The organism is Rubripirellula obstinata (assembly GCF_001642955.1).
Taxonomy (GTDB): domain Bacteria; phylum Planctomycetota; class Planctomycetia; order Pirellulales; family Pirellulaceae; genus Rubripirellula; species Rubripirellula obstinata.
Genome location: NZ_LWSK01000019.1, coordinates 1 through 25280 on the forward strand (window position 1 = coordinate 1; position 25280 = coordinate 25280).

Annotated in this window: 18 protein-coding genes; 15 read left to right on the forward strand and 3 right to left on the reverse strand. The window is 55.3% G+C overall.

The window, feature by feature from the left end; genetic code table 11:
- The first annotated feature begins 240 nt into the window (after window positions 1-240).
- On the forward strand, window positions 241-1203 hold the full coding sequence (locus RC85_RS07725; RefSeq protein WP_068260755.1) for an acyl-CoA desaturase: 963 nt from the start codon (window positions 241-243) through the stop codon (window positions 1201-1203).
- On the opposite strand, the gene RC85_RS07730 is transcribed toward RC85_RS07725, so the two are convergent.
- A complete protein-coding gene (locus tag RC85_RS07730; RefSeq protein ID WP_084422459.1) occupies window positions 1200-3050 on the reverse strand; it encodes a proteasome accessory factor PafA2 family protein in 1851 nt (616 codons plus the stop codon). The two genes, RC85_RS07725 and RC85_RS07730, sit on opposite strands and share 4 nt — an antisense overlap.
- Before the next feature lie 272 nt (window positions 3051-3322).
- Here RC85_RS07730 and alaS point away from each other — a divergent pair, with 272 nt between their 5' ends.
- Window positions 3323-6163 carry an alanine--tRNA ligase gene (gene alaS / locus RC85_RS07735; RefSeq protein WP_068260757.1) on the forward strand — a complete coding sequence of 947 codons (2841 nt, stop codon included), beginning with the start codon at window positions 3323-3325 and terminating at the stop codon, window positions 6161-6163.
- 99 nt (window positions 6164-6262) lie between these two features.
- Here alaS and argJ read toward each other — a convergent pair whose 3' ends face one another.
- Window positions 6263-7462: a bifunctional glutamate N-acetyltransferase/amino-acid acetyltransferase ArgJ gene (argJ, locus tag RC85_RS07740; RefSeq protein ID WP_068260762.1), complete on the reverse strand. Its 1200-nt coding sequence runs from the start codon at window positions 7460-7462 to the stop codon at window positions 6263-6265.
- On the opposite strand from argJ, the gene RC85_RS07745 reads away from it, so the two are divergent.
- The 3 genes from RC85_RS07745 to RC85_RS07755 all read left to right on the forward strand — a co-directional run bounded on the left by RC85_RS07745 (window position 7461) and on the right by RC85_RS07755 (window position 10382).
- Window positions 7461-8393 carry an ABC transporter ATP-binding protein gene (locus RC85_RS07745; RefSeq protein WP_084422460.1) on the forward strand — a complete coding sequence of 311 codons (933 nt, stop codon included), beginning with the start codon at window positions 7461-7463 and terminating at the stop codon, window positions 8391-8393. The two genes, argJ and RC85_RS07745, sit on opposite strands and share 2 nt — an antisense overlap.
- Complete coding sequence (locus RC85_RS07750; RefSeq protein ID WP_068260770.1) at window positions 8390-9370, forward strand: ABC transporter permease subunit; 981 nt, start codon at window positions 8390-8392, stop codon at window positions 9368-9370. Before RC85_RS07745 ends, RC85_RS07750 begins: the two co-directional genes overlap by 4 nt.
- A 406-nt stretch (window positions 9371-9776) precedes the next feature.
- Window positions 9777-10382 (forward strand): flavin reductase family protein, encoded by a 606-nt coding sequence (locus tag RC85_RS07755; protein ID WP_068260773.1) that lies wholly within the window; start codon window positions 9777-9779, stop codon window positions 10380-10382.
- 245 nt (window positions 10383-10627) lie between these two features.
- Here RC85_RS07755 and RC85_RS07760 read toward each other — a convergent pair whose 3' ends face one another.
- Window positions 10628-11680 carry a glycosyltransferase family 9 protein gene (locus RC85_RS07760; protein WP_068260777.1) on the reverse strand — a complete coding sequence of 351 codons (1053 nt, stop codon included), beginning with the start codon at window positions 11678-11680 and terminating at the stop codon, window positions 10628-10630.
- A 273-nt stretch (window positions 11681-11953) separates the two neighbouring features.
- Between RC85_RS07760 and RC85_RS07765 the strand changes: the two genes are divergently transcribed.
- The 10 genes from RC85_RS07765 to RC85_RS07815 all read left to right on the forward strand — a co-directional run bounded on the left by RC85_RS07765 (window position 11954) and on the right by RC85_RS07815 (window position 25253).
- The gene (locus tag RC85_RS07765) at window positions 11954-13993 is read left to right on the forward strand and encodes a S46 family peptidase (RefSeq protein ID WP_068260860.1); all 2040 of its coding nucleotides are present in this window, start codon (window positions 11954-11956) and stop codon (window positions 13991-13993) included.
- A gap of 286 nt (window positions 13994-14279) precedes the next feature.
- The gene (locus RC85_RS07770) at window positions 14280-15323 is read left to right on the forward strand and encodes a DUF1207 domain-containing protein (RefSeq protein WP_068260778.1); all 1044 of its coding nucleotides are present in this window, start codon (window positions 14280-14282) and stop codon (window positions 15321-15323) included.
- 598 nt (window positions 15324-15921) lie between these two features.
- Window positions 15922-16191 carry a 50S ribosomal protein L28 gene (gene rpmB, locus RC85_RS07780; RefSeq protein ID WP_068260863.1) on the forward strand — a complete coding sequence of 90 codons (270 nt, stop codon included), beginning with the start codon at window positions 15922-15924 and terminating at the stop codon, window positions 16189-16191.
- Window positions 16192-16220: 29 nt separating this feature from the next.
- Window positions 16221-16514, forward strand: a complete 294-nt coding sequence (gatC, locus tag RC85_RS07785; RefSeq protein ID WP_068260780.1) for an Asp-tRNA(Asn)/Glu-tRNA(Gln) amidotransferase subunit GatC — start codon at window positions 16221-16223, stop codon at window positions 16512-16514.
- Between the two features lie 157 nt (window positions 16515-16671).
- Window positions 16672-18300 (forward strand): Na+/H+ antiporter NhaC family protein, encoded by a 1629-nt coding sequence (locus tag RC85_RS07790; protein WP_068260781.1) that lies wholly within the window; start codon window positions 16672-16674, stop codon window positions 18298-18300.
- Window positions 18301-18910: 610 nt separating this feature from the next.
- A complete protein-coding gene (locus tag RC85_RS27435) occupies window positions 18911-19843 on the forward strand; it encodes a hypothetical protein (protein WP_160148131.1) in 933 nt (310 codons plus the stop codon).
- 11 nt (window positions 19844-19854) lie between these two features.
- Entirely contained in the window at window positions 19855-20589 is a 735-nt protein-coding gene (locus RC85_RS07800) for a 2-phosphosulfolactate phosphatase (RefSeq protein WP_068260784.1), read from the forward strand.
- A 154-nt stretch (window positions 20590-20743) separates the two neighbouring features.
- Window positions 20744-23479, forward strand: a complete 2736-nt coding sequence (locus tag RC85_RS07805; protein ID WP_068260786.1) for a tetratricopeptide repeat protein — start codon at window positions 20744-20746, stop codon at window positions 23477-23479.
- A 22-nt stretch (window positions 23480-23501) separates the two neighbouring features.
- Window positions 23502-23972 carry a flagellar export chaperone FlgN gene (gene flgN, locus RC85_RS07810; RefSeq protein WP_068260788.1) on the forward strand — a complete coding sequence of 157 codons (471 nt, stop codon included), beginning with the start codon at window positions 23502-23504 and terminating at the stop codon, window positions 23970-23972.
- Window positions 23973-24158: 186 nt separating this feature from the next.
- The gene (locus RC85_RS07815; protein ID WP_068260790.1) at window positions 24159-25253 is read left to right on the forward strand and encodes a hypothetical protein; all 1095 of its coding nucleotides are present in this window, start codon (window positions 24159-24161) and stop codon (window positions 25251-25253) included.
- Window positions 25254-25280: the final 27 nt, after the last annotated feature.

Sequence of the window (25280 nt, forward strand, 5' to 3'; positions counted from 1 at the left end):
GGCCTCGGTGTTGATTGCAAATTGCAAAATGAACACTGAAAAATGTAAATTGACCAGCAAATACCGCTTCCCAAGAATTTTCAGTTTGCAATGTTCATTTTGCAATTTGCAATGTTTAACTGGTTCGCGAATACCATCACCCACCGCATTTTCATCAGCCCAGGCGATACCCTCGCGGTTAAACAGTTTAAAAACCCTTCACGGCGTTGCGGAACGCCCCTAACCACCACGGAATTTTGGATGGACGCCAACCTGTTAACCGATCAAGTCGCTGAGCCAACCAGGGTTCGTCAGGCACGGCCGACGTCGGCGTCGCCGGTTCGCGTTCGCTGGGATTACGTGATCGTTTTTGGCGTCACGCATGTCTTTGCTCTGCTGATCTTTTTGCCGTACTTCTTTAGCTGGACCGGCGTCGCGTGTTTTGCGATCAGCGTTTTTGTGTTTGGCTTGTTGGGGATTCCGATCGCCTTCCATCGCATGTTGGCTCACAAGAGTTTTAAGTCACCAAAATGGTTTGAGCGAACGTTGGTGACGTTGGCGATGTGTACGGCTCAGGAAACGCCGGCCCGCTGGGTCGCCTGGCATCGCAAGCATCACAACCACAGTGACGAACGCGAGGATCCGCATTCGCCGCGAGTCAGTTTTTTCTGGTCGCATTTGGATTGGTTGTTCCACGAAAACATTTCGCCGCTGGCAACGTTTTCGTTGTACCAAAAGTACAGCAAGGACATTTTGGCTGACCCGTATTATTTGTGGATCGAACGTTTGCCGCAGGCCGCCGGGATCATCTTTTTTGTTCACGCAATGTTGTACGCGTTGATCGCGGGCATCGGATCGGTGATCGCGTTTGGGTTCACGCCCGAAGCGGTTCAGATGACGGCCAGCATTTTTGTCTGGGGTGTGATCGCGCGAACGGTTTACGTTTGGCATATCACTTGGGCTGTCAATTCAGTGACCCATTTGTTCGGCTACCGCACGTATGACACCAGTGATGACAGTCGCAATTGTTGGCCCGTCGCAATTTTGACGTTGGGCGAAGGCTGGCACAACAATCACCACGCCGACCCTGCCGCCGCAACGGTGCAACACCGATGGTGGGAATTTGACCCGAACTATTACATCATCAAAGTGTTCAGTTGGTTCGGTTTAGCGTACGACATCATCGAACTCCGACACGTCCGCAAGGCGCGGGCAAGTCGTTAGATTTCCTCGGCAAAGTCCACTCGGCGTCTTGCTTTGCCGTTGCCGATCATTGCGTACGCCCATTCACTTTGCATCGTTTCGTCGCCGCCTGCGAATTCGCGGATCAGCCAACCTCGACGGGCGGCGGGTGAACCGGCGGGTGGCGATTTGCGGCGGCGTGCGATTTGTTTGTCATCGACCAAACTCAATTCTGGACGGCTTTCCATCAGCATGTAGTAGTAGCCTTCGTCGGAAAGTTCGTGATACCGCAGGTCCACTTTCTTGCGAGCCGCCCAGTGGTTCGTTGATGACTCGCTGGCGGATGGCGGGTCATGTTCAGAGAGCGTTTCCGGGTCCAGCGAATCCATCAGGTGCCGCTTGGTCAACCAATCGATCCGGCCGATCGCCAGTCCCGTGTCGGTCGCGTTTTTGCGAAAGCGGGCCGCGCCGTCGTAGAGTTCCTGCCACCGATACAGCACCAATTTGGCTTCGCCACGCAAGTTTGCTGGAACCGAATCCACGAACGCTCGGGCCGTCGATAGATACAGCTTTTGAATCTGCAGCGCCGACATCGGCCCCTGGTTCGTTGGCACTTTGGTCACCAGGTTCCAATCGGAAGCTAACCGATGAAGCGAATCGACAGGCTTTTGGACGATCGGTAAACCATGAGTGAAATTGGCCTCGATCATGTCCAGCAACAACGACACTGAACCGACTTTGACGTATTCGGCCAAGTCCGACATGTTGGAATCCGACAACGCGATCTGCATCCGCTGGCGACGGCGGAACATCTGCTTGGTTGACCCGAGCGAGAAGAATGACTTCGCACAAAACTGACTAAGCCAATGACCAAAAACGTAGATCGGTCGCTCGCCGCGAAAGCCGCCCATGTGAGCGATCGAGTCGACCGCCATCGCCTTGGCACTGGTTTGATAACAACCATCGGGGCTAAGGTTTCCCGCACCGCACAACGCGACACGTGAAATCAACATCGCGGTCAAGTACTTACGTTGCCGGCGAAACGCGATGTGCTGGGCCACAAACGTCAACGTGATCACGGTCGGCAAATGAACCAGACGCAACAGCCCAACTAATGTGACCGACAACCATCCTGGCATCGCTTCGTAGAACTCTTCGGACTGGCTGGCGTTTGCGTCAGTGCTGTCGCGGCCAAAATCGCTCTCATCAAAAAAGGAACCCGATTCAGTTTCATCTGCCGCACTTTTGTTTTTCGATTTCCTCAGCCGCGACAATCCCATCATGCCCAAGACAATCATCATCAACGGCATCGCCACCAGCAAGCTGATTGTCTGGATCAACCACAACAACAAAACGAAGCAGCGATAGACCAACAGCATCACCCCGCTGCCGACTTCGGTTTCGTAGTTTTCGTGGCAGCCGTAAACATGCCCCATCGCATCGCTGCTGTTTTTCAGAATTCGCAGATCGAACGATGTTTCAGAATCGGCGGTCGCTTCGGCTGCCAATTCATCGATCGAACGCTGGCACGCCAACAGTTCACTTGGGCTGCGGACTTCCGGCGTCGCGATTTCGACCAAACCACCCGGTTGCGACGACACCGACGGATGCGATTCAAAGCTGACCGCGCCGCCGTTGGCCAGAAACATTTGTTCGCGATCAAAAACACCGGCAACCGTCGGTTGTTCTCGCCGGATCGCTTCGCAGATTTGTTGGTAAACGAATCTGGCCGACGGCAAATCTTCGATTTCCAACATTTGCGGGTCGGCCACCATGGTGGCGTATTCGGTTTCCAGGCCGATTAATCGCGAAACCAGCGGCCGGCGTGGCTGGACATGCAGCCGACGCCTCGCACGCAGATTTCTTTCGTTTCGACGTTTCTCCGCCAAAATCGTTTGCCTGGGAAAAATAAGCTGTTAAACCGCGAGGGCATCGCCCAACGCCGTGAAGGGTTTCTGGACTGTTTAACCGCGTGGGCATCGCCCCGCGCGTCCATGCGGGGCGAAACGCGCGGGGCGATGCCCACGCGGCTAAACGAGCATTCCTTCACCGCGGTGCATTGTAGACGCATTCCAAGCAAGGGGCATCACGGGATATCATCTGTTTGAAAATGAAATGAATCCTTCGACAATCCCTCGCCCGCTTTTGCAATCCAGCGAACATGAAAACTGACGAACTACGCGAAAAGTACCTCGACTTCTTCCAATCCAAAGGCTGCACCCGCTGCCCCAGCGACGTGCTGGTGCCTGCCTGGGACCCATCGGTCCTGTTCACGCCCGCGGGGATGAATCAGTTCAAAGACCACTTTTTGGGCAAGGTAAAACTGGACTTCACCAAGGCCACGACCTGCCAAAAATGTCTCCGCACCGGTGACATCGACAATGTTGGCCGGACCGCGTTCCACCACACGTTCTTTGAAATGCTGGGTAATTTTTCGTTCGGCGATTATTTCAAAGAAGAAGCGATCCATTGGGCGTGGGAGTTTCTGACGGACAAAAAATGGCTCGGCATTCCAGGCGAACGGCTCAGCGTGACCGTTTACAAGGACGACGACGAAGCCCACGGCATTTGGCATAACAAGATCGGACTGCCTGACGCTCGCATCGTTCGCATGGACGAAGACGAAAACTTTTGGCCAGCGTCCGCGCCCAGCGAAGGGCCCGACGGCGTTTGCGGTCCCTGCAGCGAGATTTATTACCAGCTCGAAGGCGGCGGCGAAGTCGAAATCTGGAACCTGGTCTTCACCCAGTTCAACCGCATCGGCGACCCCGTCAAAGGCGACCCGGCGGGCAACCTGCATCCGTTGCCCAGCAAGAACATTGACACTGGGATGGGGTTGGAACGGACCGCCAGTGTGCTGCAGGGCGTGCCGACGAATTTTCATATCGATTCGTTGTTTCCGATCGTCGAAGCGGCCGCGGAAGTCTGCGGAGTCAAGTACGAATACCAGTCCGACAACGGCCGCCGCCTGCGCCGCATCACCGATCACGCTCGTGCCAGCGTTTTCACGATTCACGAAAACGTTTACCCCGGTGCCAAGGACGCGCGTTACGTCATTCGTCGTCTGATCCGACGCGCGGTGTTGGACGGTTACCAAATGAATTTGCGAGAACCGTTTCTGTACAAGTTGACCGAAGCGGTTGCCCAGTCGGCAAAGGTTCCCTATCCCGAATTGTCGCAAACAACGGCGCGGGTTGCCGAAGCGATCCAGGCCGAAGAAAAAGCGTTCTTCGACACGATCGATGGCGGGATGAAGCGAATCGAAAAACTGTTCACGCAGATGAAGTCGGATTCGCAAGTCATGGTGCCCGGCATCGAAGCGGCCGATTTGCAAAAGACTTATGGCGTACCACCAGAATTGGTGCAAACGCTGGCCGCCGAACAAAACTTTACGTTCGATTGGAACGGCTACGGCGAAGCGATGGATCAACACGCCAAAGACAGCGGTGCGGGGCAAGTCGTGCTGTTCCAAACCGGACCGCTGGAAACGCTGAAGGAAGCTCTGCGCGAAACGCCGTTTGTCGGTTACGAGAAAACTCAATCCGATGCGGTCGTCAAAGGCATCATCACGGGCGAGAGCGAAAAGGGCGACGAAGGCAAGTTGTTGTCGCACGTGGGCCGACCGAGTGACACGCCGTTGCGATTGGTGCTGAATCAGTCGCCGTTTTACGGTGAATCGGGCGGCCAAGTCGGCGACGTGGGCGTGATCGAAAGCGATGGGTTCACGTTCCAGGTCACCGATACTCAGCGTCACGCGGCCCTGATCGTTCACCACGGCACTCTGGTCCGCGGCGCGATCCGCGAAGGCGACGAAGTGACGGCGAAAGTCGATATCGATCACCGAACGGCACTCGCACGAGCCCACTCGGCCACGCACATTCTGCATCACGCGTTGCACAACCACGTTGGCCGTCACGCGGAACAGCAAGGCAGTAAGGTCGAAGCCGATCGTTTGCGTTTCGACTTCACCAACCCCAAAGCGATCCCGGACCCAACGCTGGCGTTGATCGAGACTGATGTGTTGGCGATGGTCAATGATTCCAAAGAGATTCGTTGGGACACGGTTTCGCTTGCGGACGCTCGCGAGGCCGGTGCGATGATGTTGTTTGGCGAAAAGTATCCTGATCCGTGTCGCATGGTTTCGATGGGCGATTTCAGCCGCGAACTTTGCGGTGGTACGCACCTGACCAACACGTCGCAGGTCGAAGCGTTCGAGGTCGTCGTCGAAGAATCAGTCTCGACCGGCACACGACGCATCGAAGCCCTGACCGGCAAGCGAGCGTTGGAACATCGCAAGCAAACCCAGGAATTGCTGGCCTCGGTCGCCAAACGAATCGGTTGTGATCCGTCGCAGGCGGAAGCGGCAGTGGTTCAATTGACCACCGAAGTGCGGGCTTTGAAAAAAGAGGTATCGGCTGGCAAGTCGGCGGAACATCCCAATGAGTTCACAGTCAGCAAGTCAGAATCGTCCACGGACACTTCCGATTACCAAGCCGTTCGCGGCAGCGTGCGTGCGATCACTCGTCGTTTGAATGTGTCGATCAGCGATGTGGTCGAACGCATTGATTCGTTGCTGGCCGATCGAAAGCGTTTGATCGAAGAATTAAAGACCGCGACTGCCGGCGGCCAATTGTCAGCCGATGACCTGATCGCCGGTGGCGAAACGATCGGTGATACTTTGGTCGTCGTCGCCGAAACGCCCGGTGCGAACCCGAATATCATGCGAGGTTGGATCGATCAGATTCGCAAAAAGAGCGACGGCGGGTCGGCGGTGTTGTTGGCGTCAGTGGCCGGCGAAAAAGTCGTCCTGGTCGGCGGCCTGAGCAAATCACTGGTCGCTCAAGGCCTAAAAGCAGGCGATTGGGTCGGAGCGGCCGCGTCCGCAGTCGGCGGCGGAGGCGGAGGCCGTCCCGACATGGCCCAAGCCGGAGGAAAAGACCCATCAAAGCTACCGCAAGCGTTAGAACAAGCGAAAGCAACAATGCGAAAAAATCTCGGCTAGGCAAATCTTCAAGTAGCCAAGTAGGCCGTAGCGAGCCAAAGCGAGTTACGGCATTGCGCATTGCCGTAACTCGCTTTGGCTCGCTACGGCCTACATTTGCTACGTCGTGTATTCCGAATTAAACCGGACATAATCACACGTCAAATCACTGGACCAATACTTCGCTTGTCCGGGGCCCGTTCCGACTCGCAATTCGATCTCCACTTCTGGGTTCGACTTCATCGACTCACTTAGCGACTTCGCATCAAACGGTTCGGGTGATCCGTCGCGATAGATCGTGACGCTACAAATTTTCAGCGACGTCTTGGTCGGATCAATTTTCGGTCCGGCGTAACCGGTTGCCGAAACGATTCGGCCCCAATTCGGGTCTCCGCCGGTGATAGCCGTTTTGACTAGCGGGCTGGCGGCGACCGTTTTTGCGATCAGCTCTGCGTCGGCTTCGTTCGCTGCTCCGGTGACGTTGATCGCCATCACATGCGTGGCTCCTTCACCGTCAGCGACCAATTTTTTCGCTAGGTCAATGCAGACTTCATTCACGCGGTATTGAAATTGGTCCAACTCATCGCCGTCCAGGAATTCTCCTTCGCCGCTGGAAAGCAGCAACAGCGTGTCGTTGGTGCTGGTGTGACCGTCCACGCTGACTCGGTTAAAACTCAAATTCGCAGCCGTCTTCAAAACGTCCGCTGCAACGTTGGCTGATAAAGGCGCGTCGGTCAGCACGACGCCCAGCATGGTTGCCATGTTGGGCGCGATCATTCCGGCTCCCTTTGCCATCGCTGCGATCGTGTAGGTTTGGCCGTCGATCTTGATCTGGGTCGAGACGACTTTTCGATCGACGTCGGTTGTTAGAATTCCGTCCGCCGCCGAAAGGAACGACGACTCGGAATCTGACAGAGCCTCAGTGGCCGCGTCGATGCCGGCGGTGACCTTTTCCATCGGCAAAGCGTGCCCGATGATGCCGGTGGACATGACCAACACGCCGTCTGGATCGCAACCGATTTTGTTGGCGACTTGAGCGGTCATTGCGAGGGCATCTTGCGTCCCTTGGTCGCCGGTGCAAGCATTCGCGTTGCCGCTGTTGGTCACGATCGCTCGAATTTCCGATGACGGCGTTCGGCTTTGCGAGATCAAGACCGGAGCCGCGACAATTTGGTTGGTTGTGTAGACGCCGGCACCGCGGACTGGACGGTCGGCGACAATGAGTGACAAATCGAGCTTGCCGCTTTTTTTGATGCCGCAGGCGGTGGCAGCGAAACGGAAACCGCTTGGAATAAACACGGGAAGCGATGGCTTTTGCATGGTAAATGATCAGAATTTGGAAAAGAATCAAATGACGCCCGATATCGTAGTGACTGAAGGTCTAACCAAGCGATATGGGGACTTTACCGCTTTGTCGGATTGTTCGATGTCCGTCGTTCGCGGAGAAGTGTTCGGATTGCTGGGGCCCAACGGAGCTGGCAAAACCACGTTGATTCGCCTGTTGCTGGGCCATTTGCAGCCGACATCGGGACAGCTTTCCATCGACGGCATCGACCCTCGCGTTGACGGCGTCGAACTGAGAAAACGGGTCGCGTACTTGCCTGGCGATGCACGGTTGCCGCGACACATGAAAGGCGGCGCGGTGCTGCGGTTCTTTGCCGACATGCACCCCAGCGGAAATCTGGACCGCAGTTTGGAAGTCGCCGAGATTCTGGAATTGAACACTCGAACCAGAGTCGCATTTATGTCCACCGGAATGCGGCAAAAATTGGCGTTGGCCGTCGTGTTTGGCGTCGATACTCCGCTGTTGATTCTGGACGAACCGACCGCCAACTTGGATCCAACGGTTCGCGGGAACGTGCTGAACCTGGTCATGGACGCGAAACGTGTCGGGCGAACGGTGATGTTTTCGTCGCATGTGTTGAGCGAGATCGAAGACACCTGTGATCGAGTCGCGTTCTTGCGAAAAGGAAAGTTGGCACATCGGCTGGCAATGAAAGATCTGTACCAGCGACATCGGATTACCGCGTTGGTCGATCAGGCTCATGCGAACATGGAAGCACCTGAAACGATCGCCAGCCGAATTCACACAACGATCGACGGCCAATCGGTTGCCATCGTGACCGACGGAGACCTGGCACCGATGTTGTCCTGGGTGGACTCGTTGGCGTTGTCGCAGGTTCGCATTGAACCGCTAGGTTTACGAGCGGTTTACGACGCGGTTCATACCGGTCAGGCGGTGGCGCTATGATCAGTGGCACCTTGATCGATCGAGTGTTAATCCGAAAGTACATCGGTCAGTCTTCGTTGTTGTTTCTGTCCTGCGGCGCGGCGATGTTTGCGTTCGCTTGGGTTCGCGTTTGGGTGGTCAGCTTGCTGGACATGGGACAGTTCCAAACGATCCTGGAACAGTTTCGCGACTTTGAAAAGTTCGCACCGATCAGTTTCGACGCACTGTTCACCTACGTCGGCCGCGTCGGAATGACCTACGACGAACCGATCGTGATTTTGTGTACGGTGATTTGGTGCGTTGCACGCGGCAGCGATGTGGTCAGCGGTGAACTTGGCCGCGGCACGTTGGAAATGATTTTGTCGCAGCCGATCACGCGGAAGACATTGCTGCTGTCGCACGCGACGGTTTCGGTCGTCGGTTTGGCGTTGTTGTGTTTGTGCGTTTGGGCGGGCATCGGGGCAGGCGTTTATGCGACGACGTTGGAAGAGTCGATTGAACAGCCCAGTTTCCGAATTCCGATCATCAACATCGACGTACCGCTGACCACCGATTCGCCTGAAACACAAACGATCCGCTTGCGTGACCGCGTTGAGGTTGAAACGTACGCCAGTTCGACGTTTCATTTGTTCGCGTTCGGTTTTTTCTTGCTGGGATTGGCGACATTGCTTAGCAGTATGGATCGTTACCGATGGCGAACGGTCGGCACGGTCGTCGCGATCTATGTCGCTCAATTGGTGATGTTTGGACTCGGGAAAGCGGCACCGACGTTGGAATGGTTGTTGTCGATGAGTTTTTTCAGTTGCTATAAGCCTCAAAAAATGACGTCGATGGTGGTCAGCGACGGTTTGGCGGCTCCGTGGAGTGTGACATCGATCCCGCCGGACTGTGCGTTACCAGCATTGTTCTATCCCATGATCTTGATCGGATTGGGGTTAAGCTTTTACATTGCAGCCACCATCATTTTCACCCGGCGTGACCTGCCAGCTCCGTTGTAAGGATCGTGGGGAAATTGATAGTCGCCTTTCGCTCCGCGAAAGTGTGAATCGACACACTTTCGCGGAGCGAAAGGCGACTATTAATGAACGCTCTTTTCTAAGGCTAACTTTCCAATGAACATTGATCCTGATTCCATTTCTGCTGGCCGTATGTACCGATGGATAGTCGCCTTTCGCTCCGCGAAAGTGTGAATCGACACACTTTCGCGGAGCGAAAGGCGACTATTAATAAACGCTCTTTTCTGAGGCTAACTTTTCCAATGAACATTGATCCTGATTCCATTTCTGCCGGCCGTATGTACCGATGGATAGTCGCCTTTTGCTCCGCGACAGTGTGATCCGACACACTTTCGCGGAGCGAAAGGCGACTATTAATAAACGCTCTTTTCTAAGGCTAACTTTTCCAATGAACATTGATCCTAATTCCATTTCTGCTGGCCGTATGTACCGATGGATGGTGGGATTAATCACGCCGCGGCCGATCGCTTGGGTTTCGACGCAAGATGATCAGGGTGTTTGTAATCTGGCACCGTTTAGTTTCTTTAACGGTGTCGGTGCCAACCCACCAACGGTGATGTTTTGTCCGGCCAACCGAGGCGATGGGACGCCGAAGGATTCACACGCGAACGTGCTTCGCAATGGCGAGTTCGTGGTCAACATCGTGACCGAAGATTTGGCGGCGGCGATGAACAAGACGTCAGAAGAGCTGAAGCCTGACGAGGATGAATTCGACTGGGCAGGTCTTGCGAAGGCGGATTCGACGATCGTGAAACCACCACGAGTCGCGGTCGCGGCGGCGGCGATGGAGTGCGTTCTGCATTCGTCGATCACGCTGGGCACGGGACCGGGCGGATCAAACTTGATCATCGGCCGAGTGGTACACATGCACGTCGATGATCAATACATCGACGGCGAAGTTCTGGCGGCGGAACGATTGCACACCGTCGGACGAATGGGCGGCGCGGATTACAGTCGAACGACCGATCGGTTCAGGCTGGATCGACCTGGGTAGATGCGATTTTGGTCAACTTCTCTGGCTCCCCTCTCCCCATCATAAAAACGCACGCCGGAACTGCGCTTCGCTTGTTCCGGCCTACTTTTAACTAGCGTTACGCAACTTTTAACTAGTATTCCGCGTCACCTCAATTTTCGGGTAGCGGAACTCGCCAAGAGTTTCGGCTACGAGGGGGACGCCGAAAGTCTACGCGACTTCCGCTACCTCCTAACCGAAGATTGAGCTGACATGGACTACTAGCCTTACGCGGCCGCCAACAGCATGCTGCGTTTCTGTTCGATGTTGTCGATCACTTCGCAAACGTGTTCGACGCCGATTGCTCGCATCGCTGAATTGTCGGCTCGGCGACGTTGTTTACGCGAGCCCTTTTGGTACTGGTTCTGGATCGCGGTGTGTCCGTAGGGGCCTGAATCGCCAGGCTTGGTTGAACCGTACAGGCCGATCGTGTCGGTGCCGACGGCGACCGCCATGTGCAACGGTCCGGTATCGCCGCTGATGAACAGGTGCGATGTTTCGATCAACGCACCGAGATGATGCAAGTCGGTGTCGGGTGCCAGCGATACTGCGCCACCGGATCGGGCAACAATTTGCTCGGCCATCAAACGTTCCTCGAACGTGCCCCAAACCGCGACGCTGTGATAGGCGTATCGATCACGAAGGTACATCGCGGTGGCGGCGAAGCGATCGACTTCCCACAGCTTCGACGCCCAAGTTGCACCGGGGTTCATCACGGCAATTTTGTTGGACCGGATTCCACGTCGCCAACGAACCGCCCACGCTCTTGCGGCCGACGTCAGCGGAAGTTGCCAACGCACTTTTGGCGAATGAATTTCGAGTGGGATCAGTAATTCCAGGCTGCGATCGGTGACGTGATTAAAGACCGGTGTGACTTTGGTGTTGTTGAGCAACTTGGACAGTTCGCCGCCGGCTGGACCTTTGAAACCGATCCGTTGTTTGGCACCGGACAAGTATCCCGCCAGAGCTGATTTGGTCAGCCCTTGGCAATCGATTGAGATATCGAAGTTATGTTCTTGAAGTGTTTGACTGGTGGATTTGATTCCGGAGGGCGATGTGAACCAACCCCGCTCGATTTCGATCACGGCATCGAGTGCTTGATGGCCGCGGACCATCGGTGCAGCCTTCTTTTCGACGACCCAACCGATGTAGGCGTTCGGGAATTGCTCGCGAAGGGCACACGCAACCGGCAGCGTCAAAATGCAATCGCCAATCGCACTCATGCGCGAGATCAGAATACGCGGTTGGTCTGGATCGTGCGTTTTGAGATTCTGGTTCATCGAAAGCGGTCCGTGGGATAATGGGTTCAGTCGCTGGCCGCACGTTACCGAATTGGGAATCGCAATCGCTAGGTCGAAACCGGTGCTGACGATGGATGTTTCACGGTGTTATGATTGTGGATGGCATCGCACTGGCCGGGTGAGGCAGCGATTGCAAGCTGCAATGATCTTCTTGCAAGTTGCAACAAAAACCGGGTTCGCCACCAAACCTTCACGACTTCCTCAACTAACAATCCTGACACCATGAGAGCATTTCGCTTCCTATCACTGATCATGTTTCACACCGTTTTCGCATTTTCTTCGTCATTGTCGCCGCTGGTCGCATCGGGTGACGAAGGCATGTACTTGTTCAACGATCTGCCGACACAGCAATTGAAGGCTGATCACGACTTTGAACCCAGCGAGGATTGGGCGGACCATTTGCGGTTGTCTTCGGTTCGTTTCAACAGCGGAGGATCGGGGTCGTTTATTTCGTCCGACGGCTTGGTGCTGACCAACCACCACGTCGCCAGCGATACGCTGCATAAGCTCAGCACGCCTGAGCGGAATTTGATCGACGATGGTTTTCTGGCGACCAGCACGGACCAGGAATTGAAGGCACCCGATCTGGAATTGAACCAGTTGGTTTCGATCGAAGATGTGACCAAGCAAGTCAACGACGCCGTCGATTCAGACGCATCCGCCGAAGACGCAGCCGAACAGCGACGGGCGGTGATCGCAAGGATTGAAAAAGCGTCGAAGGATGAAACCGGACTTCGCAGCGATGTGGTGACTCTGTTCGGTGGCGGCAAATACCACCTCTACCGCTACAAAAAATACACCGACGTCCGTTTGGTTTGGGCTCCTGAAACCGCGGCGGCGTTTTTTGGTGGCGACGCGGATAACTTTGAATACCCGCGATACAACTTGGACGCGACGATCATGCGTGTCTACGAAGACGGCAAACCGGCCAAGCTGGATCACTTTCTGAAATGGTCTCGCGACGAACTGACCGAAGGCGAATTGGTTTTCGTCAGCGGTAACCCTGGACGGACGCAGCGAATCTTTACCGTCGCGGCGCTGAAGTTCCTGCGCGACGATCGGATGCCGTATGTACTCGATTACCTGCGCCGCAAAGAAATCCTGATGCAACAGTTTGGTCTGGAAGGTGGCGAACAGGAACGTCGGGCTCGTGATGAATTGTTCGGCATTCAGAATTCTCGCAAGGCCTACACCGGGATGCTGGCGGGTCTGCAAAACCCCAAAACGATCGCCACCAAACGCGGGCGCGAAGACCGGTTGTTGCAGGCGATCAGCGAAGATGAATCGATGCAGGCATTGGCGTCCGCATGGGAAGACATCGAACGGATCCAGGCGGAGAATCGCGAAATGCTGGGCAAGACCGTGTCGCTGCGGAGCACGTTGTTCGAGATCGCGATGCAGATCGTGTTGCTGACGGCCGAAGATGCGAAGCCGGATGAAGAACGATTGAAGGGCTACACCGATTCGGCAAGAGAATCGTTGCTGCAGCGGTTGTTGAGTCCGGCACCGGTCTATGCCGACTTGGAACAGGTCAAGCTGGCTGATGAGTTGTCGCGGCAGATCGAAAGTCGTGGTGCGGAAGACGCGTTGATCGTGGAGATCCTGCGAGGTCGCGGGCCGCGTGAGCGTGCGGCTGAATTGGTGACCGGAACTCAGCTTGCCGACGTTGCTGCTCGTCAAGCATTGATCGACGGCGGGCTGGCTGCGGTTTTGGCCAGCGATGATGCGATGATTGAATTGGCCCGAACGGTTGAGAGCGAATACAGGCGGCTGAGAAAACGGAACGAAGAAATCGAAGAGCGAGAACGGCAAGCTTACGCCAAGATCACGCAGGCCACGACCGCAATCGAGGGCACCGGCGGATATCCGGATGCTACGTTTACTTTGCGTTTGGCGTTTGGAACGGTCAAGGGTTACCAGGAAGGCGGGCAGTACGTCGAACCGTTTACGAATTTCGCTGGTGCGTATCAACATGGAATGGATCATGCCGGCCAAAAAGATTTTGATCTGCCCAAATCATGGATGGAAAACAAAGCGGCCGTTGACTTGGACACTCAATTGAACTTCGTCTGCACCGCCGACATCATCGGCGGCAACAGCGGTTCGCCGGTCGTCAATCGCGACGGTGAACTGGTGGGCCTGATCTTTGACGGAAACATCCAAAGCCTGACCAGCGACTACGTCTATTCCGACGAACAAGGCCGAGCCGTCAGCGTGTCGGGCGTCGGAATTCTGGAAGCCCTGCGTTCGATCTACGGTGCCGGCGATCTAGCTGATTCAATCGGCAAGTAGTTTCGGCTGGCTTTCAACGCAGAACGGAATGAATTGCGTTCTACGAGTGAAGGCGTAAAGTCTGCCCAGTTTGCCCCTTCAGCCCGTGGGGGCAAAAGGCTGTTGAAGGGTCGTCTGAAACGCCGATCGTCCTCAATGGTGAACGGCTGTATGTGGCCGCAATGCGACTTCTTTCTCCTCTGTTACGCAAGCGATCGTCGCCATTTGTATTGAGCCACATCTGTCGTCAGTCCTTCCTCGCAGTCCGCAAATGCGGACCCAGCGGCGGTTCGTTAATTGGTGCGGATTGCGGAGACTGTGCGTCGCGGTTGTCTTGCTGTGTGTCACCGGTGCGGATTCTTTCGCTGAGTTTCACGAGCAGTTGCAAAACAGTTTTGTTCAGCGGGATTTGGTCAGCGATTCGATGATGCTGGAAAGTCCCATCATCGATTTCGATTCGGCTTGTGAATCTTGCGAGCCGATCGTTGGCAGCCAAGTTATTGGCAGCCAAGTTATTGGCAGCCAAGTTATTCACGGCCATGACGTACCTACTCAACAACATTGCCGCAACGCAGCCTGCCGCAACGAAGCTTGGGATTGGCATCTGTTGCCCGACGGCTTGCTGTGGCATTCCTACTTGGCCGATCCGCACGACTCGCGAATGTCGTTGACGGTGTTTCAGGATGACAATGACGGCCGGTTCTGGGACGCGGTGTTGGGTGGTCGCTTTGGATTGCTGCGCTATGGAACTGGCGGTGCATCGAACCCACGCGGCGTGCAATGGGATTTGCAAGGCGCGGTGCTGACGCGGTTGGACATGGACCATTCGCAAGACGTCGAATCGATGGACTATCGTTTCGGTACCGAGATCACGGCTGCCGACGGACCTTGGGCGATGAAGCTGGGTTACTTTCACGTCAGCTCTCATGTGGGCGACGAATACATCGAACGCAACCCAACGTTCCAGCGAATCAATTACGTGACAGAATCGTTGATCGTCGGTGGCAGTTTCCGGCCCACCAACGCGACTCGGTTGTACGCGGAATTCGCTAACGCATTCATCATTGCGGGCGGAGCGAAGCGGTATCAATTTCAAACCGGAGCCGAGTACGCGCCGATTGCCAAAGTGGCGATGAAGGGAGCCCCGTTTGCGGCGATCAACCTGAACTTCCGCGAAGCCGTCGACTATGACGTCTCAACGACCGTGCAAGCCGGTTGGTCGTTTTGGAGTCCCGAATCGGAGCGACGTTTGCGTTTCGGCGTTCAGTTCGGTGACGGTCCCACCAGCCAATTTCAATTCTTCGATCGCCGAGAAACCTACCTCGGCCTGGGCATCTGGTACGACTATTAAATAGGACGTAGGTCCGGTTCCCAGTTTAACCGCGTGGGCATCGCCCCGCGCGTCCACGCGGGATGAAACGCGCGGGGCGATGGCTGGGCTGACGAAAACGTTAGCGCGGAGGAAAGTTGGACGGCTCTGGGGGGGTGTGGCTGACCGGCCTCGGTGTTGATTGCAAATTGCAAAATGAACACTGAAAAATGTAAATTGACCAGCAAATACCGCTTCCCAAGAATTTTCAATTTGCAATGTTCATTTTGCAATTTGCAATGTTTGACTGGTTCGCGAAAAACATCACCCACCGCATTTTCATCAGCCCAGGCATCGCCCCGCGCGTTCGGGGCCGCACGACGCGCGGGGCGATGCCCAACGCGGTTAAACGAAAAACAATGCCTCGCGGTGTTCTATGGGGGTGCTGCGAAACCGCCGTAACTCGCTTCTCTCGCTACGGCCTACAAACAAATGGCCGTTTAGGGGGCCCTGACCTCCGTAAATGGGCACTGTGTTCTTCATGCTGTTTTTCGTGCTTCACGAGATCGCCCTTGGTCGCTATAGTGCGGAGCCAGAAAAAACTCAATTCAACACACATCATCTAATTCGGATCAGCTCCATGGCACGCCAATGCGAGATTTGCGCCAAAAAAGTCCAAATGGGCAACCGCATCGAAACACGCGGTAAGGCGAAGTATTTGGGCGGCGTTGGTACCAAAATCACCGGTATCACTCGACGCAAATTTGTTCCCAACCTGCAAAAGATTCACGTCACGTTGCCTAACGGCACCAACAAATCGATGCGGGTCTGCGTTCAATGCATCCGCAGCGGCGTGGTTCGCAAAACGGTCAAAACGAAGCCGTTCGACGTCAGTGGCGCATCAAAGTAGTCGTCATCCAGTAGCTCTCGAAAGCTCTTATGTCACTTTCTGATGACGATGTCCGAAAACTGGCCCTCTTGGCTAGGCTTGAACTGTCCGACGACGAGGTCACTTCGATCCGTCCTCAATTGGAAAGCATTTTCGGATTCGTACAAACGCTATCGGAACTCGATACCGATGGCGTCGAGCCGATGACGATGGCGTTGGAAGTCGACAATTGTTGGCGTCCCGACGCACCAGTCGCCAGTCTGCCCCGCGATGCGGCACTGCGAAATTCTCCCTCCACCGATGGCCAGTATTTCTTGGTGCCACCGGTTCTGGGGTCAAAGTAGACCTACGGGTTAGAAACTGTCTTGAAACGACCTAGGAGGTTGCTGGCAACCTGTCCGTCGCTGATCCCGCCGGGGTTCAGTCGAGCTTCATCCGATCGTGGACTGAACCCTGGCGGGATCAGCTACGCTTTAAAACAGTCTCTTAGAACGATTCATCATGACTAGCGGAGCTGAAAGTTTGCTGCCGCCGCTGGTCGCGATCGTCTTGGCAATTCTCTTTCGCCGAGTCGTGCTGCCGCTTGCTGCGGGCGTCTTTGTCGGCGCGGTTTTGATCGCTTGGAAAATCGATCTTGCTTGGCATGGTTCGCTGACGGTTTTTTACGATGAGATTTACGAAGCGGTGTTTTCATCGTCTCACTTGCAAGCCTTAGCGTTCAGCTTGCTGTTGGGAGCCATGGTCGGCGTCCTGGAAAGCGGCCGATCGATGCATTCGCTGATTCGAATTTTCTCGCGACGAATCCGATCACGCCAAGGCGGCCAGACATTGATCGCGGCATCCGGCTTGGCGATCTTCTTTGACGATTACGCCAACACGTTACTGGTCGGCGGCACGATGCGTTCCAGTGCAGATCGCTACGGAATCTCACGCGAGAAACTGGCCTACCTAGTCGATTCAACAGCGGCACCGATCGCGGGTTTGTCCGTCGTCAGCACCTGGGCGGCGATCGAGATCAGCTACATGGCCGACGGACTTCGCGCCGCCGGGATCACCGAATCGTCGGCCGCGTTCGAGATGTTTCTGCAATCGATCCCGTACCGTTTTTATCCGTGGGTCGCGTTGGCAACGGTGTTTATGATTGCCATCAGCGGACGCGACTTTGGCCCCATGCGAATCGCTGAACAGAAAGCGAGTCGAGGCCATCGGGAATCCGAATTGAACAGTGTCGGTTCGAATCCGGTTGCGGAAGAAGACACGAACGATTATCCCCAGCGTCGATTATGGATCGCCGCTGTCTTGCCGGTCGCGTTTTGTTTGATTGCGGTGGCGGTGGTCCTCGTTCAAACAGGTCTTCAGGCGATCAACTCAACCGCGACGTCGCAGGAGTTGTCAGCCACAAGCGAGGTGTCTCGGTTGCAATGGTTCAGTGATGTGCTGGGCAACGGAGATTCCTATCTGGCGTTGATTGCCGGTGGCGTTGTGGGATTAGCCACGGCGATTTTGTTGCACTTTCTGATTGCCAAGATGTCGGTAAAGCGTCTCGGTTTGGCCAGCGCCAAAGGCGCAGCCCAGATGATGCCCGCGATGTTGATCTTGTGGTTTGCATGGGCGTTGTCGTCGATGACCGAGCCCGATCGTTTGGACACCGGCGGTTATTTGTCGGCTCTGCTTTCTGATCGCATTGCCACCGAGATGTTGCCAACGGTCGTCTTTTTGCTTGCCGGAGCGATGGCGTTTTCGACGGGAACCAGTTGGGGCACGATGGGAATCTTGACGCCGCTTTCGGTTTCCCTTGCCATCAAGCTTGACCCAGTCGGTGGTGCTGGCGGAGCGATCGCGTTGTCAACTTGCGGCGCTGTTTTGGCGGGAGCGATCTTTGGCGATCACTGTTCGCCCATTTCTGACACGACGGTGTTATCAAGTCGAGCAAGCGAGTGTGATCATTTGGCTCACGTCAAAACACAATTACCCTACGCGCTGACCGTGGCATTGGTCTGCATCTTTGCCGGAACGATCCCAACCGCATTTGGAATCTCGCCCTGGTTGTGTTTACTCACCCAAGTTCTGTTGATGGCATTGGTGCTATGGAGATTCGGTCAGCGCCCAGACGACCTACCACTTTCGTGAGCCACGACGCGTAAGCGGCCGGCCCTACTCTGGGCTGATGAAAATCATTGCAACGCAGCAAATTGGGCAAGCGGCACCATGGCAGACAACACAAATTGCAGCGCTGTAAAGCATAGTGGCCACGGCACATTTCCCTATTCGCCAGCATGTAGGCCGTAGCGAGCCATAGCGAGTTACGGCGTTGCGCACATTGCCGTAACTCGCTATGGCTCGCTACGGCCTACTTTCAAGGGGCGTGACAAGTTGACAACAACACATTTTCATCAGGCCAGGCCCTACCTCTTTACCGGGCAACGCGTGCTAACCCGGCCGCTCACGCGTCGCGGCTCACCATTATCGCTGGGATATCGACAAATCGACCGGCCGCCGGGCAACTGGTCATGGAGTGAAGATCTTTCGTGATCTTGTAAGATGTTCAACTCGTACAAGCCAGTTGTGTCACGGCAAGATCGCACTTTGCGGTCACTCGCTTCACTCGCTACGGCCTACTTTTGAACTCGCCGATGAACGTGCCTGAACCAAAATCAACTTCGGCATCAATCTTGCATTGGTAGACGTCCAACGATTACGCCTGTCACAAGAGGCGGTACTTACCTAGGAAGGATATGTGATGAATCGACCTGAGAAATGGATGTTCGCGATTGTTGGATCGGTTGCGATCATGACCAGCAGTACCGCGTTTGCGCAAAACTACTCCCGGCCAAACGATTCACCCGCCGCTCGGATGCGTCCGATCGGATCGGCCAGCGTGGTTGACCAATACCGAAATTCGGCAAAAGCCTCGCCCGCGATCCTGCGTGAAACTGGTTACCAACCATACGGCTCTGGATCGGGATCGGTGCGTCAAACGGCGATGCAGTTTGCGTTTCCCGGTGGTCCAGTTCCCAGTGGTCCAGTTCCCGGTGGTCCGGGGGCCAACGTGGGGCCTCCGGTGACAACACCTGCGCCGAACTTCAATCCACCCAGCGGAACAACGGTCACGCCGATGCCGCCAGGCCCTCTTTCGGCTGGCCCCGTTCCGCAACAACCCGTGCCGCAACAACCGCTACCGCAACAACCTGCCACCCTGCCCTTCCCCGGAACCTCCAGCGCTGTCCCATTGCCGCCTCGGTCTGACTACGCGCCGATGAACGCACCCTCGCTGGGTGATTCAAGACTGGGTGGCGGTTCAATTGCGAACATTAACAATTGTGCAAACGTGACAGGCCCAAGCGGTTACTCGGCCGCATTCTCATCGCCATGTGGCGGTTGTGCGCCGGTCGGCTATCAGGCTCCGGTGCCGCAAGGATTCCAGGCTCCGCAGAACTTTCAAGCTCCGCAGAATTTCCAAGCTCCGCTGGCACAAATCCCAGCGCCGGCCATCATGCCCGCCGCACCTGCCACAGGTCCATCGGCGGCATTGAATCCTGCGCCGGTTGGTTCCTTGCTAAGCTTTGGTCAAGAACGTTACCCAGTCCAAGTCGGACAAGGATTGCTCGGACAGCCGAAAGCCTATGTGCCCGGACAAACGTTTCGCAACTGGCTTCGCTACTTCACTCCGTAGTTCAGAATCGAATGCAAATCACGACGTCTCTGTCGCCTCATGATCCGCTGCCGTCGTTGTCCGTCGATGTTGCGATCGTCATTGATGTGCTTCGCGCGACGACGGTGATGACGACCGCAATGGCGTCAGGTGCAAATCAAATCACAACGGTCGCTGAAATCAGCGAAGCGTTTGCGATCGCCCAGAACGCGCAAACGAGACCGCTGTTGTGCGGCGAACGTCACTGCAAACCAATCGATGGATTTGATTTTGGCAATTCGCCATCGGACTATGTTCGATCAACGGTTGGCGATCGAAATCTTGTTTTGACCACCACCAATGGCACGCAAGCGATTGTGCGAAACGAGTCGGCAAGGCAGATGTTAGCGGTCAGCTTTTTGAATTTGTCCGCAACCGCGATGGAAGTTGCCCACGCCAATACCGTTCACCTAGTTTGTGCTGGGACCAACGGCTCAATCAGCGGTGAAGATGTTTTATTGGCGGGCGCGGTTGTCGAAAAGTTGATGTCAAAGCAGCCTTCGGCACAGGCGTGCGATAGTTCTCGTATTGCCCAAGCGTTTTGGAACAACAATCCAAAACGAATGCCTCTGGAAGATCGTTTAAGAGAGTCGCTAGGAGCACGCAACCTGATTCGGCTGGGAATGACATCGGACATTGGTCTCTGTGCGGCGGTCGATCAAGCCAGTGTAATCGTTCGGCGTGTTCGCCGCGTTCCCGCGACCTTTGTGGGTGAGATGATCAGATAGGCCTCGGGTAAGCCGCTGCCGTAACTCGTTTCACTCGCTACGGCCTACTTTACGGCCTACTTTTGCGTGAAACTGATCTCGACTGCACTCTGATCTTGCCTGGTTTGCCAGCCTCTGGTACTGACCCGTTGTACGCATTGAAGGGCAAACCAACGTGGCTGAACCAGACGACCAACAATCCAACGACATCCCGGCATCCCAGCGGGATCGGTTTACCAATATCGCTTTGGCGTTGACCGCGATCATTGCGGTGGCCGGGTTCGGTGCGATGTTTTCGCGTTGGTGGCAAAGTAGCATCAGCGATCCGCAAGAGATCCTACGAATCGCATCTCAGGAATTTATTGCCGGAAACCCGATCGTTGCTGGTGACCTTGCCGAAACAGTGACGTTTGATTTGGACCCCGAAATGGTTCCAGACAATCCTGATGATCCGGTCACCCCAGAAGAAGATAATCCGCCCGAAGAGAACGCGGCCGACTCAGACGAATCGGCCGATTTGGATTCTGATGAAAACGCCCCAAAAACGGAAGCTGCAAAAGAACTTGCAAAGCAGGCTGAAAAGGAATCGTGGATTCGGTTGCGAGACTTCTTGGTGGGCGCGGGCCTTTTCGCACAGGCTGAAGATGAAAACGAACCGCGTGCCAGACGTGGCTTGTTTCTTGATGCAGCCGAACCGCTGCAGAAATCCGCTATCGGTGGTTTCCCCGACGGCCAAGTGACTCGCGGTCACCAGATGCTTGGCGAAGTGCTCTATGAACTCGGCCGCCATGACGACGCGATCGGTCCACTGACCGATGCCACGCGGCGAGATCCGACACTCCAGCGGCGTCTGCTGCCCAAAACCGCGGATGCCCAACTGCGTTTGCTCTCTCCCATGGCGGGCGAAGCTCTGAAAACAATCGATCGTTACTTGGCCATTCCCGGCCTGCAGGACACCGATCGATGGCTCGGAGAATTGATCCGCATTCGCGCGTTGACTGAACTGCAGCGATACAAAGACGTGGACCAATTCGTCGATCAAATTCGTTCTCGACCGCGATTAAGCAACGCGATGTTAGAGGGAGCGGAGATTGGATTTCGGCATCAAGTGGATCTGCTGGCGGCGATTCGCATCGTCAAACAGGTCATTGCGCGTCAGCCGCGATCCGCGGTTTCGGATTTTGGTCCAACCTATTCCAATTCCCCGGATGTTGGAAACGAAGATTCAGAAAAGCCCGACGTTGACCCTGAACTGCAGCGGGCCATCAGCATCCTTGGCGAACTAGGACGCGAGGCATCGCCACGAACTTCATCGCGCGCCCGTCTTTGGCAGGCGCGAGCGTTGCAGGTTGCCGGTCAAGACGACGAAGCCCTGATTCAATTGACCACGGTTCGTCAACAGCGTCCTTTCAGTGCCGAAGCGATCATTTCTGGCTTGGAAGAAATCGAATGGTTGGCCAAGCGAGGTCGCGGTCGCGAAGTCTTGCAAACAGCTCGCTACATGATTCGTGAACTCGGTGATCAGAGTGGCTTTGATGCCGAACTGGTTAGCTTCGAAGAGTTTCAACGTCGCATGCTTGAAGCCATCGCGGCGCTTCGCGTTGCCGAGGAATATGAAAATGCCATCGATACCGCTCGTAGTCTTCCACCCGTCTTCGAGATTTTCGATGCGTTGACTCAAGAAGGAATTTCGTATCAGCAATGGGCGGAATCGACCCTGAAGGATGGCACGGACATCAATGGCGAAGTTTCTCGTGGATCGTCGGTGCTAGCGCGTTCACGTTTTCGTGCTTCAGGCGACGCGTTCGCCGCGGCCGCCAAAGCGAACTTCAACACCGAGGATTTCTTGCCGGCGCAGTGGGCCGCGATCGAAGCTTATCAAAAAGGCCGACACTTCCGCCGCAGCATCGCATTGCTAAAAGAGTACTTGCGATACGAACGTCGCGGCAGGTTGCCTCGCGGGCTGGTTGCCTATGGACGAGCTCTGTTGGCCGAGGGCAAAGAAGAGGAAGCGATGAAAGCGCTCGTCAGTTGCATTGTCGAATATCCGCGTGACCCGCTCCGCTATGACGCACGGTTGATGGTCGCGATGGCCAAGATCGAAGACAAGAAACCGGACGAAGCGATCGAGTATTTGATGGAGAACCTGCAGGACGGCGAACTCACCCCGGCTAGTCCCGCCTGGAAGAATTCGCTGTTTACGATTGGCGAATTGCATTACGAATTAGCGCTTCAAAAGCAACTGGAAGCCAAAGAGATGCCGGCGGAAGACCGCAGCAAGCTGTTTCTGGAAAACCAAGCGGTGTTGGAACAAGCGATTCGATTCTTGGATCAAGCAGTCGCTCGTTACTGGCCCGAATCGCGTGCCGAAGCAGCGGCCTACATGTCCGCCAGGTCACATGTGCTGGCGGCCCAATTGCCAGAAGCGGAATCTGAATCGCCAGGAATTTTAGAGGCCGCCCGTCGTTCGCTTCGCACTCAGGTTGACCAGGAATTGCAAATCGCGATGGACGGATTTTCAAACCTGAAACGCCATCTGCTTGCCCGTGAAGACGAAGTGCGATTGTCGCCCAAGGAAAAAGCGATGCTGCGAAACTGTTTCATGTCCGAAGCTGAAATGCTTCGCGAAATGGATCGGTTGGAGGAAGCCGCGCAAGCGTACCGAACGGTCGAACTGCGGTACATGAATCAACCCATTGCATTGGAAGCGATCTTGCATCGTGCAAATTGTGTTCGGCAATTGGGGCGAAGCGAAGAAGCTGACTTATTGGTTCGTCAAGCGAGCGTCGTGTTGGATCGAATCCCTGAAAGCTGGAACGGCCGCTTTCAAGAAATTACCCGCTTTGATCGAAACGGGTGGCAACAATATCTGACCTGGATGAACGGCCGCGCCGCCGCTCGCGGGGCTTAGGAAATAACAGGATAACCATTCAATGGACTCTACTACTCTTGCCGATCTGATCAGCGAACGTCACGCGACGCTGGTTGAACTGCTTGACCTTAGCAAAGATCAAGTTGCAGCCATCAAGTCAGGTCGAATGACGGACTTGATGAGCATTTTGTCCACCAAGCAACGGCCGATTAAGAAGCTATCGCAAATCACCGAAAGCCTTCGTCCAGCACTGGCCGACAAACCCGATTCAAGGGCCTGGCCCGATCCGTCACGACGCGAACGTTGCCGGGAACAGCAGAATCAATGCGAAATGATGCATGCGAAATTATTGGAAATCGAAGCGGCTTGCGAAGCGTTGTTGGAAGAAAACCGAACGGACATGACTCAGCGATTGGAACGGCTCAGCAGCGGCACCGATGCAACCTCTGGTTATTCACGAGCCCAAAGCTTTTCACCGCAATCATCCACGCCTTCAAGTTCCGGAAGCCAGTTGGATCTTTCGAGTAATTAGTTTTTAACAACCACCGATCCGTAGGCCGTAGCGAGTGGAGCGAGTTACGGCAGGGATGCAAAATGCCGTAACTCGCTCCACTCGCTACGGCCTACAACTGATTGGCACCGCGGACTCTCCGGGGACTCTCCGTGAAACTCGGATTCCCCTTGCGTTTCGGCTGCTCTTTGGACTATGCGAACGGGTATGACGTTTGTTCGTATTCAATTTGTCGCTGTTCTCATGCTGGTGGTTTCATCAGCGACGAGCGAAGAGCCCGCTGCAACGCCGTTTCGTTTGCCCGAGACTAGCGGTGGACAATTGCTGCCCGCCGGTGAAGAGGATTTGCCATCCTGGTTGCAGGTCGCGGACACGCCGTCGTGGTCTGCCAGTACGGATGACAGTGATTCTGAAACGGACCCGCTGCCCATCACTCAAGCGATCGCCAACGTTGATCCGCAGGCTCCGTCTGCTGTCACGCTGATACCGAGCTATTCGATCAACCAGACGCATAGCAACCGAGTCGTTCGATACGAAGTGCCGCTTGATGATACGCAATCGCATGCCGACTTTGCCTCGCTTGGGGTTCAAGGCAAGCTGATGAGCATTGAAAAAGAGGATCCGAGCGATCGCAGTTCAGGTGAGCGGTGGCGAGGATTCTTGAGTCCGATGTGGCGTCAACGCGAAGCCGAGATGATTCAAGTGGTTCGCTACGAAGTTCCCGCCGACCAAATCAACTTTCATGCTCAAATGCAATCATCTGGCGGTCGTCGGTTGACAGGCGAAATCGTCAATCACGGGTTCATGCCGATGCCCGAGGTGCGGTTTTTTCAGCCCAAGGCTCGCGTCTTCATGGATCTGAAAAGTGGCAACGATAGCGAGTTCGATCTTTTCGCTGACGGTGCAATTTTAGCTTCGCTCGACGTGATCGAATTGCACTTTCCAATGCCGCTGATCAGCGAACGATTCGGTGAACTGCTGGGCACCCCATCCCAGCTTTCTAATCTGGGTTGGCGAGTCGGTGGAACGGTGGGGCTGGGAATTGCAACGGCACTGAACAACGGAACTGAAAACGGAAGCGCACCCGTGACGACGCTCTCGTCAGGCATCCGCTATGAATTTCCGTTGGGACGTCCGTCTCGCGAAGTGCTGGAAACCGGCGACTTACGACTGGACCAAAGAACACGAGTTGGCATTGAATTGGGCATTCAAGGCGGAATTTCGACCCGCGAATCGCTGAGCGATAAAACGGATGTTGGGATGTACTTTGGTTTCCAGGTCGATACGCCCTGGGGCGGGTAGCAGTGCATTATTTTTGTTGGCGGGGTC

Excerpts from the sequence above, each read along its gene's own strand:
- RC85_RS07725 (WP_068260755.1), top strand. The coding sequence starts at position 241 with ATGGACGCCAACCTGTTAACCGATCAAGTCGCTGAGCCAACCAGGGTT.
- alaS (WP_068260757.1), top strand. The coding sequence starts at position 3,323 with ATGAAAACTGACGAACTACGCGAAAAGTACCTCGACTTCTTCCAATCC.
- RC85_RS07745 (WP_084422460.1), top strand. The coding sequence starts at position 7,461 with ATGGTAAATGATCAGAATTTGGAAAAGAATCAAATGACGCCCGATATC.
- argJ (WP_068260762.1), bottom strand. The coding sequence starts at position 7,462 with ATGCAAAAGCCATCGCTTCCCGTGTTTATTCCAAGCGGTTTCCGTTTC.
- RC85_RS07750 (WP_068260770.1), top strand. The coding sequence starts at position 8,390 with ATGATCAGTGGCACCTTGATCGATCGAGTGTTAATCCGAAAGTACATC.
- RC85_RS07755 (WP_068260773.1), top strand. The coding sequence starts at position 9,777 with ATGAACATTGATCCTAATTCCATTTCTGCTGGCCGTATGTACCGATGG.
- RC85_RS07760 (WP_068260777.1), bottom strand. The coding sequence starts at position 11,680 with ATGAACCAGAATCTCAAAACGCACGATCCAGACCAACCGCGTATTCTG.
- RC85_RS07765 (WP_068260860.1), top strand. The coding sequence starts at position 11,954 with ATGTTTCACACCGTTTTCGCATTTTCTTCGTCATTGTCGCCGCTGGTC.
- rpmB (WP_068260863.1), top strand. The coding sequence starts at position 15,922 with ATGGCACGCCAATGCGAGATTTGCGCCAAAAAAGTCCAAATGGGCAAC.
- gatC (WP_068260780.1), top strand. The coding sequence starts at position 16,221 with ATGTCACTTTCTGATGACGATGTCCGAAAACTGGCCCTCTTGGCTAGG.
- RC85_RS07790 (WP_068260781.1), top strand. The coding sequence starts at position 16,672 with ATGACTAGCGGAGCTGAAAGTTTGCTGCCGCCGCTGGTCGCGATCGTC.
- RC85_RS27435 (WP_160148131.1), top strand. The coding sequence starts at position 18,911 with ATGAATCGACCTGAGAAATGGATGTTCGCGATTGTTGGATCGGTTGCG.
- RC85_RS07800 (WP_068260784.1), top strand. The coding sequence starts at position 19,855 with ATGCAAATCACGACGTCTCTGTCGCCTCATGATCCGCTGCCGTCGTTG.
- flgN (WP_068260788.1), top strand. The coding sequence starts at position 23,502 with ATGGACTCTACTACTCTTGCCGATCTGATCAGCGAACGTCACGCGACG.
- RC85_RS07815 (WP_068260790.1), top strand. The coding sequence starts at position 24,159 with ATGACGTTTGTTCGTATTCAATTTGTCGCTGTTCTCATGCTGGTGGTT.